The following is a 17,835-nucleotide window of genomic DNA, read 5'->3' on the forward strand; positions in this document are numbered from 1 at the left end:
GTTGTCGTTCAGCCGTGAGAAGGGCCTTCGCGCTGTTCAGAATGATACTCATTCACAATCTCACTTTTCACAACTTCACTTTTCTTAGTGGTGATGATGATGGCCCGCATCAGGCTTGCCGAAGAGGTTGCGTAGCGTACCTATCACATATAAAGCAGCCCAACACACGTAGAGCCAATTGAAGCCCTGCACCGTGTGGTGAAACACAAAATGCAACAACAGGTGCGCCCCACCGCTCATGATGAGACCTGTGAGGGCAATGAACTGATAGCCGTTGAGGGCGCTGGGATGGTAAAGTTTAGAAAAATCCACGGGTAGGAGGGAGCTAAGGGTAAGCAGAAGGACGCTACCGGCTGAAAGAGGAGCAAAAGTCCGAAAACATTCTGAGTACGCAGGTTTGGTCGTAATGGTCAAGTTACACATGGCTGCAAAACTCAGATTAGTGTAGCTAATTACAACTAAAAACCGCATGTCGTAAACATGCGTCATATTATGTCGTATATTTACGACATAAAGTTACTGTTGTCATCCATTTATCCATGACTTACGCTAAAACCGAGGCTTTCACCGCCGAGCAGCAGCAGTTAGCCCGCGTGGCCAAAGCACTGGCCCATCCGGCCAGAGTAGCCATTATCCAGTTGCTGGCCAGCAAGCAAGCCTGCATCTCCGGCGATATTGCTGCTGAGTTGCCGCTCTCGCGCACCACAGTGTCGCAGCACCTACAGGAGCTGAAAGCGCTGGGGTTAATAAAAGGAGAAATTGACGGCCTCACGGTCTGCTATTGCCTCAACACCGAACTGCTACAACGGGTGCAGCAGCAGTTTGTCACCTTTTTCATAGAGGCAACGAGTGGCGCGGCCTGCGGCCCCGACGATGCCTGCGCCTGCTAATCTTTCTATTCACCTTTCTTACTTACTGACGATGAAAATCTCCGAAATGAAGCAGTCATTGGCTGAGCTCGACGCCGTTCATTTTCGCCTACCCTCGGGCGAGTATCTGCCCGCGCACTTCCACGTGACGGAAGTGGGGTTGGTGAGCAAGCATTTTATTGACTGCGGTGGTATAGAGCGCCAGGAAACTGTTGCCAACTTCCAGCTCTGGGAAGCCGGCGACTACGACCATCGCCTGGCTCCGCAGAAATTTCTACACATTCTCGCGCTGTCGGAGAAAATTCTGGGCCAAGAGGATTTAGATATCGAGGTTGAGTACCAGCAGGCTACCATCGGCAAGTTCGGCCTCGCGTTCGACGGCCAGGATTTTGTGCTCCTACCCAAGCAAACGGCCTGCTTGGCGCAGGATGCCTGTGGCATTCCAAGCAAAGAGGTTGCCCCACCCCAACTGCAAATGCTGGCCTGCACGCCCGGCGGCGGATGCTGCTAACCCTTTTCAACGGCGCTACCGGGAAGGGAAGCGCCGTTTTGCAGGTCTGGTTTCCTCTTTCCTAACTTCTTCTTTCTGTTTCTGATGACGATTGCCTTTTTCTCCGATGTGCACGGTAACCTGCCGGCGTTGGAAGCAGTGCTGGCCGACATGGAGCAGCGCCGCCCCGACATGATCTTCTGCCTCGGCGACCTGGTGGGCTATGCGCCTTGGCCCAATGAGGTAGTGAACGAGGTGCGCCGTCGGGGTATTCCTACCCTAGCTGGCAACTACGACCAAGGCATTGGCCTGGCTAGTAGCAACTGCGGCTGCGCCTACAAAACTGACACCGAAAAGGACCTGGGCGCGCAGAGTATTGCCTACACCAACCACGTAGTAGGCGACGACGAGCGGCGCTACCTGCGCTTGCTTCCCAAGCACATGCGTCTCGACTTTGAGGACGAGCCGTGTACGCTGAATTTGCTGATGGTGCACGGCTCCCCGCGCAAAATTAACGAATACCTGTTTGAAGACCGGCCCGAAGCCAGCTTTCTGCGGGTGCTGGCCGATGCCCACGCCGACATTCTGCTCTTTGGGCACACGCACAAGCCCTACCACCGCACCTTCGCCTACGAGGTAGAAGGTGAAACCCGCTACCGGCATGCGCTCAACATTGGCTCGGTGGGCAAGCCCAAAGACGGCGACCCCCGCGCCGCCTACCAACTGCTGCACCTCGATGAGGACACGCAGCTAATCAGCCCGGACGGCGTGCGTTCCGAGCTGATTCGTGTGGCGTATGATGTAGAGAAAGCGGCAAAAGCCGTAGAAGATTCGCCGCTGCCCAATGCGTATGCCGATATGCTGCGCAAGGCGTATTAAGCCATTCTGCCATGCAGATTCAACCAATGACCGCCGCGCACTACCCCGCCGTGCGTACCATCTACGAGCAGGGTATAGCCACTGGCAACGCCACCTTTGAAACCCAGGCACCCACATGGGAGGCCTGGGACCGGGCGCACCTGGTTCACAGCCGCTTGGTCGCTATTGCTGGTGGTACAGTGCTGGGCTGGGCGGCCCTTTCGCCCGTATCGAGCCGCTGTGTGTACGGTGGGGTTGCCGAAATCAGCCTGTACATCGCTGCTGACGCCCGCCGGCAAGGCGTGGGCCGGCAGTTACTGCAAAGCCTCATTCTCGACTCGGAAGCGCATGGTATCTGGACGTTACAAGCCGGCACCTTTGCCGAGAATACAGCCAGTATTGGCCTGCACATGCAGGCTGGTTTTCGCGTCGTTGGCTACCGCGAGCGGATTGGCCAGCAGCACGGTGTATGGCGCAACACCGTGCTGCTGGAGCGACGCAGCCCGTACATCGGCCTGACGTAACGTATTCCCTACCTCTCCATGAACACGCTCCCTCAACCCCTTCCGGCAACCCCTGTCGTGCTGGCAGAAAAGAAACTTTCGGGTCTTGACCGGGGCCTTACGCTCTGGATATTCCTAGCGATGGCGCTGGGTGTCGCGCTGGGTTATTTCGTGCCCGGCATCAACGAAGCCGTGAACTACTTCTCCGTAGGCACGGTGAACGTGCCGCTGGCTCTGGGCCTGATTTTGATGATGTACCCACCACTAGCCAAGGTGAAGTACGAACAGCTGCCGAAAGTCTTTAAGAACACGCGCATTATCGGCTTATCCTTGTTTCTGAACTGGATTCTGGGGCCATTGCTGATGTTCTTGCTGGCTGTGTGGCTGCTGCCTGATAAGCCCGAGTACATGATGGGCCTGATCCTGATTGGCATTGCCCGTTGCATTGCCATGGTGTTGGTATGGAACGATTTGGCCGACGGTAGCCGCGAGTACGCGGCCGGGTTGGTGGCGCTCAACTCTATTTTTCAGGTGCTGTTCTACTCGGTGTTGGCTTGGCTGTTTATTACCGTGCTGCCGCCCTACTTCGGCCTGAAAGGCTACGCCGTGAACATCGGCATTGGCGACATTGCCCAGAGCGTGCTCATCTACCTGGGTATTCCGTTTGCGGCTGGCTTTCTTTCGCGCTTGGTGTTACGGCGGCTGAAGGGAGACACATGGTACGAGCAGACTTTCCTCCCGGCTATTAGCCCCATTACGCTGGTAGCCCTGCTGCTCACGATAGTCGTGATGTTCAGTTTGAAAGGAGAAACTATAGTGCGTATTCCATTTGATGTGCTACGCATCGCCTTGCCACTGGCCCTGTACTTCGGACTCATGTTTGTGCTCAGCTTTGCGGCAGGCAAGTACCTGGGAGCCGATTATGCCGAAAATGCCAGCATTGCCTTCACCGCCACCGGCAACAACTTCGAGCTGGCTATTGCGGTAGCCATTGGCGTGTTTGGGTTGAACTCGGGCCAGGCCTTTGCGGGCGTTATTGGTCCGCTGATTGAGGTGCCAGCCCTGATTGCTTTAGTCAACCTGGCTTTCTGGTTTCGTCGTCGCTGGTACGGGGGCAAGCAGGAACCCCAGCCGCATAGTTTCTGGTAGTCAGATGATGGGTGCGGACGGAGTAAGGCTCCCGTACCAATCTGGTAGTCATCTACTACGTGCAACGCCATGCTGTTTGCGCTCAGGTATCTGTACGAGCCCGGCCTCAAACCCTATACTAGCTCTGGGCATTCCCAACCATGCCTGCCAGACTGCGTATTGCTAAGGAGTATTTTCCCACGCAATTCATCCCCAGCATATGGCCACAGATAAAGACGGTAGCATCACCGACCAGGAAAACATTATTCCGAAAAACGAGCAGCTCGAAAACGAAAAGGATTTTGACGAAAGCCAGAGCAATGGCAAAGAAATGAGCGACCCTTCGGCGGCACGCTATACCGGAGCCAACGGCTACAAACAGCGCAGCAACCAGAAAGATCAGCTCGAAAACCTGCACATCGGCGGCGACGAAACCCATCCCCAGGGTGGCAACGAGCACCATGCTGAGGGCGAAAACGCCCAAGGGCCGGGTTTCACCAAAGAAGGTAGCTACGAAATGGGCAACAGCATCCGTACCCAGGACCAGGATTTTGGTGAGGACGCCCCAAGTGGCCCCTCGCGTCCGGCGCACGACTAGCGTTTTCGTTTCCCACGATTACACTGTCTAATAAGAATCCCGCACGACAACGTGCGGGATTCTTGCGTTTGCAAGACAGATCGATTAGTCTGATAATATAGTATTGCCAAGGTAGTAATTATGGTTCATGTCATGCTGTATGTGTGCTCATTATAAGTAAAACGCTCTTTTTACTCGTAAGTAGTAAAGGGAGTGTAATAGCATAACGCAACCCATTATGAAACTATATATGCGAACATTCCTTAAATACGCCTGATCCAGTGAAAAGTCATTGGTTCATTATTAGAATAATTTTAGTCAATTTTGGAATAAAAAATTTTAAAGTGATATGGATTTCTGATAATAGTACAATATATTTGTATGCCTGATCGGAAGAAGGATACGGTTCAATGAGTTGAACTTTAGCCATGACACAACCGGGGCGATATTGTCACTACGAACATTATCAAGCCAGCACAAATGAAGTCACTGCTTACCACGCTCGTTCTTGTTGTGCTGCTACTCGCAGTACGCATAGGTAGCTATGCTCAAGGATATGCAGATGACGCTTTGCTGGCTAGCAATACCGTCGCAACGACTGTAGGGGAGGTAGCAGAAGATGAAAAAGAGGCAGAGGCGCCCCGTGTAACGACAACAACGGCTAGCGCCCGAGTGCCCATGATGACGATTCAAGGGCGCGTGATAGACGTTGATAAGGATCCATTGGTAGGAGCTACCATTGTGGTGGAAGGCACCCAGATCATCGGTATCACGGATGCCGACGGCTGCTACAAACTCACCATTCCTGCGGGCCGCTACACGCTCCGCTGCGGCTCCGCGGGCTACTACGATGATGAGGTGTCTGCCCGTCCAACGGCCACCAACCAGACAGTAGTGCTGAAATACCGGCCGGATGCTTTCAAACGCATCAAACGCTAAGTGAACCTACTTCCCACAAAAAACGCCCCGTTACCAGTAACGGGGCGTTTTTTTGTGGAAAGAAAATAGCTGTTACTCCGTAACTTAGATTACTTACTGATCTTCGTTAGGTAGTTGTTTGTTGAACTGCCGACCCAATACAAAGTAGACCGGCACACCTAGCGCCAGCAGGAGTAGCCCACGTTGCGAGAACGTGGCCGTGGCAGGGCTGAACAGCAGAATGGCGCAGAAGGCTGAGGCTACCACAATGTAGAACAGTGGCACCAGTGGGTAGCCAAACGCCCGGTAGGGACGAGGCGCATTGGGCCGGGTGCGGCGAAGCACGAAGATGCCGATGATGGTGATAACGTAGAACAGAATTACTGAGAACATCACATAGTTGAGCAGTTCGCCATACGAACCCGTAAGGCAAAGTAGGCAAGCCCAGGCGCATTGGGTCCAGAGGGCTACGCCGGGCACGCCGGCGCGGTTCAGGCGGGCCAGGGGCGGGAAGAACAGGCCATCCTTTGCCATAGCATAGTAGGCGCGGGCACCGCTGAGGATGATACCGTTGTTGGCCCCGAAGGTGCTGATCATGATGAGCACGGCCATCACGTAGGCGCCGGTGCGGCCCAGCATGCTCTCGGCCACGGCGGTGGCTACCCGGTCGTTGGCGGCGTACATAATGCCGCGCCCTACCACATCGGTAGCAGCGGCGGTAGGGTTGCCGGGGATGGGCAGCACCAGCAGATACACCACGTTGATGAGCAGATAGAGCGCCGTGACAATGGCCGTGCCGATGGCCATGCTGAGCACAATGGTGCGCTCGGGCCGCACGATTTCATCGCCCGAAAACCCAATGTTGTTCCAGCAATCGGAGCTGAACAGGGAGCCGGTCATGGCCAGGCCGATGGCGCCTACCAAGCCCCACGTGTCGAGGGGGGTAGCGTTGCCCAGGTCGTCGAAGCTGGCGGCCTGCCACATATCGGTGAAGTTGATTTGCACGGCCTCGTGGTTGACACCCAGAATCAGACCGAATAGAATGAGCAAGGCCAGCGCCACCAGCTTGGTGCTGCCGAACACGTTGGAAATCAGCTTGCCACTGCGCACACCGTTGGCGTTGATCCAGGTGAGGCCTACAATCATCAGGATAGCTAGCAGCTGTACGGTGGTGAAGGCCAGCGGTCCTACCGTGAACAGCACGTGCTCCTCGCTAAACCAGGGAAATAACACACCCGTGAAGCGGGCAAACGCCACGCCCACGGCCGCAATAACACCGGTCTGGATGACCGTGAACAGCGACCAGCCATAGAGAAACGCCACCAGCTTGTTGTAGGCCTCGCGCAGGTACACGTACTGCCCGCCTACCTTCGGGAACATAGCCGACAGCTCGCCGTAGCTCACGGCGCCGGCCAGCGTGATCAGGCCCGTGATAATCCACACTACTAGCAGCCAACCCGCCGAGCCCACCTGCCGGGCAATACTAGTAGAAACGATGAAGATACCGGAGCCAATCATGCCGCCGGTCACGATCATGACGGCATCAAACAGCGTAATGGCCCGCTGAAAGTGGCCTTGTTTTTCAGACATAGATAGGGAGTAGGAGTGTGTTCAGGGGCGGAAGATAATTAGATTCTGTTGGGTAGCCAGCTAGCCAAACGGGGAACCTGCCGGAACAACTTTGTCGTGCCCAATCACGAATAGCTACTTTTGCGGTTGCATGTCGCATAAGCTACTCGTCTTTCTGATTGGGCTGCTCCTGGTTTCGGCCCTGGGCTCCTATGTGTATTATCGCCATACTGTGGCGGCCGTGCCCGTAGACCCCTGGACGCTGGTGCCCGACGACGCGGCGCTGGTGCTCACCACCGACGACCACCCCACGCTGGTGCGCCACTTGCAGGAAAGCCAGCTTTGGGACAACCTCACGGCCGTGCGTTACTTCCAGCAAGTAGAAGACAACCTAACGCTAGCCGATAGCCTGGTAGGGGGGCGCAACGTAGTGCTGCGTTTCCTGGGCCACAAGCGGGTGTTCACCTCTGTGCACGTCACGGCGCCGGGCACGTTCGATGTGCTGTTTCAGGTGCCCGTTGCCACCGTGCGCGAGTACCGGCAAGTGCGGGCTCTGGAAGACGCCCTGCGCCGCGATGCGCGCTACCAAGTCAGCACGCGCACGTTTCACGACAACCAGCTCGTGACCATTCAGCAGCGTGGCAACGGCACCAGTCTCACCTACTTCAACTACCGCAACCAATTGCTCATCAGCGCCAACCCGACGTTGGTAGAAGCCGTGGTGCTGCGCCTGGAACACCCCGATGCCCCCACAGTAGCCGCCGATTTTCAGAACACCGACTACCTGAACATGCCCAATACCGATGCTACCCTGCTGGTGAACTACCGGCGGCTGCCGCAGCTCCTGGGTGTGTTTTTCAGGTCGGAGCTGGAAGGCGACCTGACGGCTTTCACCAGCCTGAGTCGCAACGGCATGCTGGGTATTCGATTGGCGGGCAATAAGGTGATATTGAGTGGATTCAGTAATCCCGAAATTGCCCGAGGCTCGTTGCACCAGCGCTTGCGCGGGCAGCCGACGCAACGCCTGCAAATGGCCGAGGTGCTTTCGCTGCGCACGGCGCTGCTGGTACACATGGGGGTAGGGCCGGCCAGCGTACTGCGCGACCCTCATCCCCTTGATACCGACTCGTTGAGCCAGCTTACGCAGCCGTTGCTCGATAGCCTGGCCGGGCAGTTCTCGCGCGAAGTGGCCCTGTGCTACTTGGCAGCTCCGTCGGCGCGAGCGGTGCCGGGCAAGCTGGCGCTGGCGTACTGTGCTACCCCCGACCGCGCTGGTATCCTATTGGGGCAGTTGCGCCGGGCTACGGGAACTACGCCGTCGTTTGAGCGGGTAGGGCCGTATCAGATGTACCAAACCGGCGTGCCCGAGCTGCCGGCCCGGTTGTTAGGGCCGCAGTTCTCCAATTTTGGGCAGCCCGTGATGACGCAGGTAGGCAACTACGTGGCCTTCGGAACCGATGCGGCTACCCTGCGCACCTGGCTGACGGACATAGCCGCCCGCGAGGTGTGGAGCCGCTCGCCGGTGCAGGTAGCTTTTTTGCAGGAAACCGCTTCAATGACTCGCCTGAGCGTACTGCTGGACATGCGCAACGCCTGGAACTTGCTACTGCGTGCCGCCGTGGAAGACCGTCGGGCAGGCCTACTGCGCAACGAGAACCTGTTCAAGCGCTTTCCGCAGATTGCTTTTCAGTGGGTGCCTGCCACCAATGAAAACGATACGACTGCGCAGTACTTCACGCAGTTTTTGCTACGCCATCCAGCTATTGGGCCGGCGGTGTCGCAGGCACAGGGCGCCAACGGCAACGACGCTGTGCTTACCTTCAAGACAGCCCTTGCCTCGGGGCCGGCGCTGGTGGCCGTGCCGGGCACTCGCAATGCTGGTGTGCTGGTGCAGGACGCAGCCCAAGTGCTGCACTACGTAACGCCCGAAAATGTGGTGGCGTGGTCCGATTCGCTGCCGGGGCCGCTGGTGCAGCCTATTCAGCGGCTGCGGCGCGACGGCAGCAATCAGCACCTACTGCTAACGCCTACCCAGTTGCATCTGCTGAACGAGCGCGGGACAGAAGCGCCACATTTCCCCTTCAATCTTCCTGATACCGTGCAGGCTACGGGGCTGGTGGCCTCACCTCCCGTAGGCAATACCGCCACGCGCCTGCTGGTGCTGGGGGGCGGCAACAATCTGTTTTTGTATGATACCAACGGGCAGCCCTACGCTGGCTGGCAGCCCAAGCGCGTAGAGTTCAGTCTGGCCGGCGAGCCGCAGTACCTAAGCATAAACGGCCGCGACATCATTGTGGTGCCGTTGGAAAACGGATATGTCTACGCCTACGATGCGCAGGGCGGGCTCTACCCTGGTTTCCCCATCAGCATGGGAGCACGGCTGCAAAGCGGTGTGTTTGTGGAGCAGGGCGCCACGCTACGCCGCACCCGCCTGACGATGGTAACCCAGCACGGCGAACGGGTGACGTTTGCGCTCAGTGGCGAGATTGTGAGCCGGAGCCGGGTGGCTACCTGGAGCCGTACTTCCATTTTTCGCCTGATTCCTGATCAGAACAATGCCACGTATGTGGTGGTACGGGAAGACGACCGCGGCCAGCTGGCAGTATTTAGCCCAGCGGGCCGGCAGTTGCTCAGTCGCCGATTCCTGACGTCGGGTATCAAGCCGGTGCAGTATTTCAACTTCAGCCAGAAACTTCAGGTGGTAGCCCTCTCTGAGCCCGGTCCCGGCAATGTGTATCTCTACGACACAGAAGGGCGCCTCATCGGCGGCCGCCCCTTCCCCAGCACTGCCCCCACCATCTCCCTCAATTACGATGCTACCCGTCGCGCCTACCAGCTCTACCGCGTATCCGGTTCTGAGTTGCACCGCACACTGGTGCCGTGGTAGATATGAACTAGTGAGTGATAGTAAAAACCGTCTGTCATCCTGAGCTTGCGAAGGACCTTCTCACAGTAGAACGACTATCGTACCAACGACTCGTTCTACTGTGAGAAGGTCCTTCGCAAGCTCAGGATGACAGACGGTTTTTCACTTCACAACTTCACAAACTCACAACTTCACCTTTTACTACTTATCCGATAGCCAGCCTTTGCGCCAGAAATAGATGAGCTGCCCAACAACAATCACCACCAGCACCACAATCAGCACGGGGTAGCCGATGGGGCTGTAGAGCTCGGGCATGTTGAGGTAGTTGATGCGGCCGTCGGGGCCTTCGCGTTGGAAGTTCATGCCGTAGAGGCCCACTACGAAGCTCAGGGGAATGAAAATGCTGCTGATGATGGTGAGCACCTTCATCACCTCGTTCATGCGGTTGCTCTGGTTCGACATGTACAGATCTACGAGGCTACTCACCGATTCGCGGTAGCTCTCAGCCAAATCCATGGCTTGGATGGCGTGGTCGTAACAGTCCCGGAAAAATACCTTCATTTCCTCGGGCACCACCTCGTCGGGCATCCGCAGGACTTCAGCAATTTTCTCGCGCTCGGGGTACACCAGGCGGCGGAAACGCACAATATCCTTCTTCACCTGCAAAATGCGGCTGAGCAAACGGCGGCTGGGCCGGTCGGCCAGAATGCGGTCTTCCAGCGTTTCGATGTAGTCGCCGATGGCGGCCATAGTAGGGTAGTAGTGGTCGAGCACTACGTCGGTGAGGGCGTAGGCCAGGTACTGCGGGGGGCGCCGCCGGATGCTGCTGAAGCCCGAGCGCAGGCGTTGCCGCACGCTGTCGAGGCAATCCTCGTAGTCGTCCTGAAACGTGAGCACGTAGTTGTCGCCAGTGAAGATGGACAGCTGGTCGTCGTCGATGTCGCGGGAGGCGGTAAACTCCGTCATGCGCGACACCAGAAACAGCCGATTCTCGTCGAACAGCTCCACTTTGGCCCGTTGGTAGTCGCCCAGCACGTCTTCCATTTGCAGCGGGTGAATATTGAAATCGACCATCAACTGCTCCATCATAGGCAGGCTATTGTAGCCGCGTATATCAATCCAGTGGCGCTGCTCGGGGTGGGCGCGGAAATAGCGCATCAGCTCGTCGTACGTATCATACTCCTCCTCCAACATGTGCTGCTCGTCGTAGGAGTACAAAAACAGGCGCGGGCGCAGGGCGCGGGGCGAAATCACCAGGGTGCCTGGCCGTTGCCCTACTACCTGGTCGCGGGCCTCGCGCGTGGCGTCGCGGTCCGAAATGCCACTGTTGTGCGCAAGGTCCTGGTCGTGGTCGTCGTCTGGATGGGGTAGGGTGGAAGGGGCAGCAACGGGAGGGGCCGTGGTGGAATCCATAAAAAGCAAAAAAGGAAAACGTACGGGTAAACTACGTAGGTAGGTTGGTAAAAGGTAAACTGTTGGCAAGATGCTACCTGTGGCGCTACCAGCGAACAGGCTGTCCACTTGCGGACAGTTTTTAAACAGTTGACAAAACTGTGTTAAGATGTAAATAATTGTATAATAGGTATTTATAAGTTTGGCTTGGCGCTTGGCTATCAGTACGGGAAACACCCTTTATCCCGTACAAAAATGGACAGAGCTATATCATCTGCTACGCAGCGGCAGCGTCACTGGCGGCTCGGCCTATGGTTGGTGGCCGCGGTGGTGGCCGTGGGCGCGGCCCTGGTAGCCTTTCGCACGGTGCTGCAACCCAGCATTCGCCGCCCCGAAATCCTGACGGCCACCGTGGACACCGGTCCTGTGGAGGCGTCGTTAACGGCCGCGGGCCTACTCATTCCCGCCCACGAAGCTGTGCTCACCAGCCCTATCGCCAGCACCGTGCGGCGTGTGGTGCGGCAGGTAGGGCAACCCGTGCAGCCCGGCCAGCCCATTCTGGAGTTAGACAAGGAGTTGACCGCCACGGAGCTGGCCAAGCTGGAAGATGCCCAGCAACAAAACCGCAACAAGCACGACCAACTGCGCCTGACGCTGGAGCGCGCCCTCAACGATTTGCAGTCGCAAGAACAGGTGCAGCGCGTGAAGGTAGGCAGCCTGCAATCGGCCCTGCGCGACGAGCAGTACCTACTGAAAATAGGCGGCGGCACCGCCGAAAGTGTGCGTCAGGCTGAATTGAACCTAAAGGTAGCCCAACTGGAACTGCGCCGCTTGCAGGAGCAAATTGGCAACCAGCGCCGCGCCAACGCCGCCGATGTGCGCGAGCTGGGCTACACCATGCAAATGCAGCAGCGTAGCATTGCGGAGTTGGCCGGCAAGCTCACCCAGGCCGACATCAGCAGCCCCCGGCCGGGCGTGCTCACCTGGGTGAACGAAGACCTGGGCAGCACCGTGCGCCAGGGCGACGTGCTGGCCCGCGTGGCCGACCTGAGCAGCTTTCGGGTGCGCGCCACCATTGCCGACACCTACGCCGGCCAGCTGAGCCCCGGCGGCGCCGTAGTGGTGCGCCTCAACAACGACACCGACCTGCGCGGCACCATCGGTACCATCAGCCCCGCCGCCGACAAAGGGGTAGTCACCTTCTACGCCCAACTGGCCCAGGACCACCACCCCGACCTGCGCCCCAACCTACGCGCCGACGTGTTTGTGGTGACCAAAGCGCACCCCAAGGCCGTGCGCGTGAAAAACGGCCCCTTCTACCAAGGCGGCCGCGAGCAGCCGGTATTTGTGGTGAAAGACGGTTGGGCCGAGCGCCGCCAGGTGCGCTTCGGCGACAGCAACTTCGACTACGTGGAGGTAATAAGCGGCCTGCGCCCCGGCGAGCAAATCGTGCTCAGCGACATGAAGGAACACCAAGACACGCCGCGCCTGCGGATAACGGAGTAGAAAAATGAGAAAAATAACCTCACCCCCCAGCCTGCTGGTATTGTTTCTCCTGCTACTCGGCTCCCTACCCTTGCGCGCTCAAACCCTCACGCTGCCTGGTGTCATCGGCGCGGCGCTAAAGGAGTCGGCGGTGGCGGGGCAGGCCGCTACCACCCGCGAAACCAGCTATTGGCAGTACCGCACGTATCAGTCGAACTACCGGCCGCAGCTGGCCTTGCAGGGCACGGTGCCCAACTTCAGCCGCGTGATTACGCCCGTAGTGCAGCCCGACGGCACCATTGAATTTCAGGCCGTGCGCCAGAACTATTCCACCCTGGGTCTTACCCTGAGCCAGGCCATCGGTCCTACAGGCGGCTCGGTGTACGTAACCTCCGAGGCTCAGCGCTTCGACGATTTCAATCGCAATACCCGCCTCTACAACAACCAGCCCTTCAGCCTAGGCCTCACGCAGCCGCTGGGGCGTTACAACGCCCTGCGTTGGGCGCGCCGCATCGAGCCGCTGCGCTACCAGGAAGCCAGCCGGCAGTTTGTGGAGGAACGTGAAACCATTGCTCAGCGCATCACGGAGCTGTATTTTGACGTGCTGCTGCAACAAGTGAATGCCCGCGTAGCCACCCAAAACGCCCAGGCCAATGCTGAGCTGCTGCGCCTGGGTAGGGAACGGCAACAGCTCGGGCGCCTGTCGCAAAACGACTTGCTGCTGCTGGAATTGAACCTGCTCCGCTCGCGCCAGGCGCTGGTGCAAGCCCGCCTTGATGCTCAGCAAGCCGCCGTGGGCCTACAAAGCTACACCGGCCTGCGCGCCGATACGCTCCTGCTCGCGGTGCCCGTCGTAGCGCCGCGTCCGGTGGTGGCTCCTGCTCAGGCGCTAGCCTACGCCCGCCAATACCGCGCCGCACCGCTGGCCTTCCGGCGGCGCTTACTGGAGGCCGAAAGCGAGGTAGCCCAGGCGCGGGGAACCACGGGGTTTGTGGCTACTCTACAGGCCAATGTGGGTTATACCAATAGTGCGCAGGACTTCTGGCGCACTTACCATCAGCCGCAGCAACAGCAGCAAATTAGTCTGGGCTTTGCGCTACCGGTGGTGGACTGGGGTAGGCAAAAATCGGTGCGGAAAACGGCCGAGTTGAGCCGCCAGCAGGTAGCCCTCACGGTAGCCCAGGAGGAGCTAACCTTTGAGCAGAGCATCACCACGCAGGCCGCGCAACTCGGTGGCCTGCACGAGCAGTTAACCCTGGCCGCCCAGGCCGACACCCTGGCCCAGCAGCGCTACGATATTGCCCAGGCTACCTACAAGGTTGGCCGCATCAGCCTCACCGACCTCAACATTGCCCTTGCGGAAAAAGACCAGGCTAAGCGCGCCTACATTGCGGCCCTGCGCGCCGCTTGGGTGGCGCACTATCGCCTGCGCGCCCTCACGCTGTATGATTTTGAGCAAGAACAGCCGCTGGCGCGGGAGTAGCGGAAAGGTCATGATAAAAACGACACCAACAATGGCTGTCATCCTGAGCTTGCGAAGGACCTTCTCACGACAAAACGATAGCCGCGCCAATGACTTGTCCTACCGTCATAAGGTTCTTCGCTGCACTCAGGATGACAATCTAGGAAAGATGGTGATAAATACTGGGTTGATGAATCCGAACAACCTGTTCGTTTGCGGACATATTTTAGCAAGCGCATTTTATGAATGGCGAATGTAAATTATTGATAATAAAAACTTTACGTGAATGGCACGCGGCTTGGCTACTTCTATCAGAGACGAGCACCATGCTACATAAAACCGAACACTTCTTCCACCTTCGCCTACTTCTATGAACCAGTTTCCTACCTCTGCTACCCAGCCAGCGCCGACAGTAGCCGCTGCTGAGGCCGTTATTCAGCTCACCGGCATCGAAAAGGTATACCAGACCAAAACCATCGAGACGGTGGCCCTAAACCAAGTGAATCTGTCGATTCAGCGGGGCGAGTTTGTGTCGGTGATGGGGCCGAGCGGGTGTGGTAAGTCTACCTTGCTCAGCATCATGGGTTTGCTGGATGAGCCCACCAGCGGCACCGTCGCCATTGACGGCCGGTCGGTGACCAGCTACTCCGACCGGGAGCTGGCAAACCTGCGCAACCACAAAATCGGGTTCGTGTTTCAGAGCTACCACCTCATCAACGACCTCTCGGTGCTCGACAACGTGGAGCTTCCCCTGCTCTACCGCAGCGGCGTGAGCGGAAAGGAGCGCCGTCAGCGCGCCCTGGCTGCCCTCGATACGGTGGGCTTGAGCGCCCGCACCCGGCACTTCCCTAGCCAGCTCTCGGGCGGGCAACGCCAGCGCGTAGCCATTGCCCGCGCCCTGGCTGGCCGGCCCGAAATCATCCTCGCCGACGAGCCCACCGGCAACCTCGACTCGGTGATGGGCGAGGAAATCATGGACCTACTGCTGACCCTGAACCGCCAGCAGGGCGCCACTATCGTGATGGTAACGCACGACGAGCAGCAAGCCCTGAAAACCGAGCGCATTATCCGGTTTTTCGACGGCAGCCAGGTCAATTAAATGGTAAAATGGTGAGTAGTGAGATGGTGAGTTTGAAGAACAAACTGCGCCATTAGCACCATAACTCACCATTTTACTACCCACCATTTCACCTTTATTCTTATGCTTCTCAACTACCTCAAGATAGCCTGGAAGGTCTTGCTCAGGCGCAAGTTTTTCACCTTCATCAGCTTGTTCGGCATCAGTTTCACGCTGATGATCTTAGTGGTGCTCTATGCGATGATCGACTACACGATAGGGCCGCACACACCCGAGAAACGCGTCGACCGCATGCTGTTCGCGAATCGGATGCAGCTAATGTATCGCGAAGGCGGACAGAGCAATTCCTCCATCGGTTACGACTTTCTGACGCGGCACGTACGCACCCTGCACACACCAGAAAAGGTGTCGCTCAGCGAAAGTAACTTCGGTACGACGGTAGCCTACGTAGGACAACAGGTACTAAAGTTAGACCATAAACGCACCGATGGGGAATTCTGGCAGGTCCTAGATTTCGACTTCGTGTCTGGGCGGCCCTACAACTTAGACGAAGTTCGCGACGCGGCTCGCGTGGTCGTCATCAATGAGACGACTAGCCGTCGCTACTTTGGAACCACAACTGGGGTAATAGGTCGGCCACTGGTGCTCGATGCGGTGCCGTATCGAGTGGTAGGAGTGGTACGCGACATTTCTATTTCACGAATCTTCTCCTACGCAGAAATCTGGACCCCGGTGACTACAACTACCGATAACCTGAAAGACCCCAACTACTTGGGCGGCTACCAGGCTATCATATTGGCTCGCCGGGCTGATGATTTGCAGCAGATACAGGACGAATATCAGCAGGTTGTGAATCGCCTACCTGTACCCGACCCCAAAACCTACAAGAAGGTAAACTCCTACGCTCAGCCGCTACTGGCATCGCTCACTGCACGCTTCAACAACGATGCTGGCGTTGAGGGGGGCGTAGGGCGCTTCATGAAAGTGGTGTTAAGTATGGGGTTGCTGTTTATGCTATTGCCCGCTTTGAACTTGATCAACATCAACGTGAGCCGCACATTGGAGCGCTCGGCTGAGATTGGAGTACGAAAGGCATTTGGAGCAACAGCGGGCAACTTGGTAGGTCAGTTTCTGCTCGAAAATATCTTTCTGACCCTATTGGGGGGCATACTGGGGCTGGGGTTGGCAGCGGGAGCACTGCACCTAGTCAATGACAGTCATTTTCTGGCGTACTCCACATTCGCTCTCAACGGGCGGGTATGCGCGGTGGCACTAGGAGTAATCCTGTTTTTTGGAATTCTGTCGGGAGCCTACCCGGCTTATAAAATGTCGAAGCTACAAGCCGTGAAGGCCTTAAAAGGAGAAACTGCCGCATGATACGCCACCTGATTACCCTTATGTGGAACCGCAAGCGAGCTAATGGCTTGCTCATTGTGGAGATATTTCTGGCCTTTGTGGTCTTGTTCTCGGTTGGCAGCGTGGGTGTATATACTTGGCGCAACTACCAAACGCCTCTGGGCTTTGACTACCAAGATGTGTGGGAGATAGATCTTAACCCTGGTACGCAGCCCCGCGCAGAACAATTTGGAACCCTGCAACGCATCTTGCAGCGCCTACGGAGCACCCCAGGGATAGTAAGCGTGTCGCGTAGCGTGAGCAACACCCCGTTTGCATTCAGTGAAAACAGCACAACGCTGGATACAGGTGAGGGCACCCCACAAGGCTATGGTGATGTATACGATGCAGACGCCGAGCTACCTGAGGTAATGGGGCTACGAATAGTGGCAGGCCGGTGGTTCGACCGCCGCGACGATGCCGTAAGCCGCCGCCCACCGGTAGTAATTACCGAGCTTATGCAAAGGGCTCTTTTCCCAGATGGCCAGTCAGCAATAGGAAAAACAGTGCGCGCCAGCCTAGGCAAACCCGAAGAGTTTCAGGTGATAGGTGTGAGCGGGCCCTACCGGGCTGGCGGTGAGTTGAGCGAACCACGGCCCGGCTTCTTTCTCTATGTAAGCCCGCAGGATACGGCACGGGCAATGCAAGTTCTGCTTGTGCGGGTGCGCCCTGGTGCAGGGGCTGCCCTAGAAAAACGCATTACGAATGATGTGCGTGCGATTAATGCTAGCTGGGAAATGGGTGTGAATCCTTTGCCTACACAACGTCTGGCTCAGCTAAAGGTGAATCTCGCACCGCCCGTAATACTAGGTATGGTATGCATATTCTTGATTGTGAACGTGGCCCTCGGCCTATTCGGCGTGCTGTGGCTCAACATCAGCCGCCGCCGGGGCGAAATTGGCGTGCGCCGCGCCATGGGCGCCACCGCTGGCAACATCAGCCTACAAGTGCTGGGCGAAATCTTGGTGCTCACTACCTTCGGGCTAGGGTTGGGGCTGCTGGTGGCGGCGCAGTTTCCGCTACTGGGCGTGATGGGCGTGCAAACTGGCGTCTACCTCACGGCCATGCTGCTGGCAGCGGGGCTGCTCTACCTGCTGGCTACTGTATGCGCGCTCTACCCCAGCCGCCTGGCGGCCGGCATTCAGCCGGCCGTGGCGCTGCGGGAAGAGTAGGCGCCTCTGAGCGGCCGGCACCTATCGCCCACCTAGCCACTGCGAACCTCAGCGCCTACCTCAGCGAACCTCT

16 protein-coding genes are annotated in these 17,835 nt (G+C 57.6%); 13 read left to right on the forward strand and 3 right to left on the reverse strand.

Annotation, left to right across the window (positions count from 1 at the left end):
• Positions 1-84: 84 nt before the first annotated feature.
• Positions 85-312 carry a hypothetical protein gene (locus KYK14_RS12965; protein ID WP_219159349.1) on the reverse strand — a complete coding sequence of 76 codons (228 nt, stop codon included), beginning with the start codon at positions 310-312 and terminating at the stop codon, positions 85-87.
• Between the two features lie 227 nt (positions 313-539).
• Between KYK14_RS12965 and KYK14_RS12970 the strand changes: the two genes are divergently transcribed.
• From KYK14_RS12970 to KYK14_RS13000, 7 genes are all read left to right on the forward strand, one after another.
• Positions 540-890 (forward strand): ArsR/SmtB family transcription factor, encoded by a 351-nt coding sequence (locus KYK14_RS12970; RefSeq protein WP_219159350.1) that lies wholly within the window; start codon positions 540-542, stop codon positions 888-890.
• Positions 891-921: 31 nt separating this feature from the next.
• Entirely contained in the window at positions 922-1,380 is a 459-nt protein-coding gene (locus KYK14_RS12975; protein WP_219159352.1) for a DUF6428 family protein, read from the forward strand.
• Positions 1,381-1,464: 84 nt separating this feature from the next.
• Positions 1,465-2,238 (forward strand): metallophosphoesterase family protein, encoded by a 774-nt coding sequence (locus tag KYK14_RS12980; RefSeq protein ID WP_219159354.1) that lies wholly within the window; start codon positions 1,465-1,467, stop codon positions 2,236-2,238.
• Positions 2,239-2,249: 11 nt separating this feature from the next.
• On the forward strand, positions 2,250-2,741 hold the full coding sequence (locus tag KYK14_RS12985; RefSeq protein ID WP_219159356.1) for a GNAT family N-acetyltransferase: 492 nt from the start codon (positions 2,250-2,252) through the stop codon (positions 2,739-2,741).
• A gap of 18 nt (positions 2,742-2,759) precedes the next feature.
• Positions 2,760-3,869 carry an ACR3 family arsenite efflux transporter gene (gene arsB / locus KYK14_RS12990; RefSeq protein WP_219159358.1) on the forward strand — a complete coding sequence of 370 codons (1,110 nt, stop codon included), beginning with the start codon at positions 2,760-2,762 and terminating at the stop codon, positions 3,867-3,869.
• A 199-nt stretch (positions 3,870-4,068) separates the two neighbouring features.
• The gene (locus KYK14_RS12995; RefSeq protein WP_185283378.1) at positions 4,069-4,446 is read left to right on the forward strand and encodes a hypothetical protein; all 378 of its coding nucleotides are present in this window, start codon (positions 4,069-4,071) and stop codon (positions 4,444-4,446) included.
• 459 nt (positions 4,447-4,905) lie between these two features.
• On the forward strand, positions 4,906-5,364 hold the full coding sequence (locus KYK14_RS13000) for a carboxypeptidase-like regulatory domain-containing protein (protein WP_219159360.1): 459 nt from the start codon (positions 4,906-4,908) through the stop codon (positions 5,362-5,364).
• A 93-nt stretch (positions 5,365-5,457) separates the two neighbouring features.
• On the opposite strand, the gene KYK14_RS13005 is transcribed toward KYK14_RS13000, so the two are convergent.
• A complete protein-coding gene (locus KYK14_RS13005; protein WP_219159362.1) occupies positions 5,458-6,933 on the reverse strand; it encodes an APC family permease in 1,476 nt (491 codons plus the stop codon).
• Positions 6,934-7,063: 130 nt separating this feature from the next.
• Here KYK14_RS13005 and KYK14_RS13010 point away from each other — a divergent pair, with 130 nt between their 5' ends.
• A complete protein-coding gene (locus KYK14_RS13010) occupies positions 7,064-9,799 on the forward strand; it encodes a hypothetical protein (protein ID WP_219159364.1) in 2,736 nt (911 codons plus the stop codon).
• Between the two features lie 180 nt (positions 9,800-9,979).
• On the opposite strand, the gene corA is transcribed toward KYK14_RS13010, so the two are convergent.
• The gene (gene corA, locus KYK14_RS13015; RefSeq protein ID WP_219159366.1) at positions 9,980-11,191 is read right to left on the reverse strand and encodes a magnesium/cobalt transporter CorA; all 1,212 of its coding nucleotides are present in this window, start codon (positions 11,189-11,191) and stop codon (positions 9,980-9,982) included.
• Between the two features lie 234 nt (positions 11,192-11,425).
• Here corA and KYK14_RS13020 point away from each other — a divergent pair, with 234 nt between their 5' ends.
• From KYK14_RS13020 to KYK14_RS13040, 5 genes are all read left to right on the forward strand, one after another.
• Positions 11,426-12,676, forward strand: a complete 1,251-nt coding sequence (locus KYK14_RS13020; RefSeq protein WP_219159367.1) for an efflux RND transporter periplasmic adaptor subunit — start codon at positions 11,426-11,428, stop codon at positions 12,674-12,676.
• Between the two features lie 4 nt (positions 12,677-12,680).
• Positions 12,681-14,138 carry a TolC family protein gene (locus KYK14_RS13025; RefSeq protein WP_219159370.1) on the forward strand — a complete coding sequence of 486 codons (1,458 nt, stop codon included), beginning with the start codon at positions 12,681-12,683 and terminating at the stop codon, positions 14,136-14,138.
• Positions 14,139-14,487: 349 nt separating this feature from the next.
• Positions 14,488-15,216 (forward strand): ABC transporter ATP-binding protein, encoded by a 729-nt coding sequence (locus tag KYK14_RS13030; RefSeq protein ID WP_219159372.1) that lies wholly within the window; start codon positions 14,488-14,490, stop codon positions 15,214-15,216.
• Positions 15,217-15,318: 102 nt separating this feature from the next.
• Positions 15,319-16,572, forward strand: a complete 1,254-nt coding sequence (locus tag KYK14_RS13035; RefSeq protein WP_219159374.1) for an ABC transporter permease — start codon at positions 15,319-15,321, stop codon at positions 16,570-16,572.
• Positions 16,569-17,762, forward strand: coding sequence for an ABC transporter permease (locus KYK14_RS13040; protein WP_219159375.1), 1,194 nt, complete (start codon positions 16,569-16,571; stop codon positions 17,760-17,762). Before KYK14_RS13035 ends, KYK14_RS13040 begins: the two co-directional genes overlap by 4 nt.
• Positions 17,763-17,835 lie beyond the last annotated feature (73 nt).

The organism is Hymenobacter profundi, assembly GCF_019334315.1.
GTDB classification, from domain to species: Bacteria; Bacteroidota; Bacteroidia; order Cytophagales; family Hymenobacteraceae; genus Hymenobacter; species Hymenobacter profundi.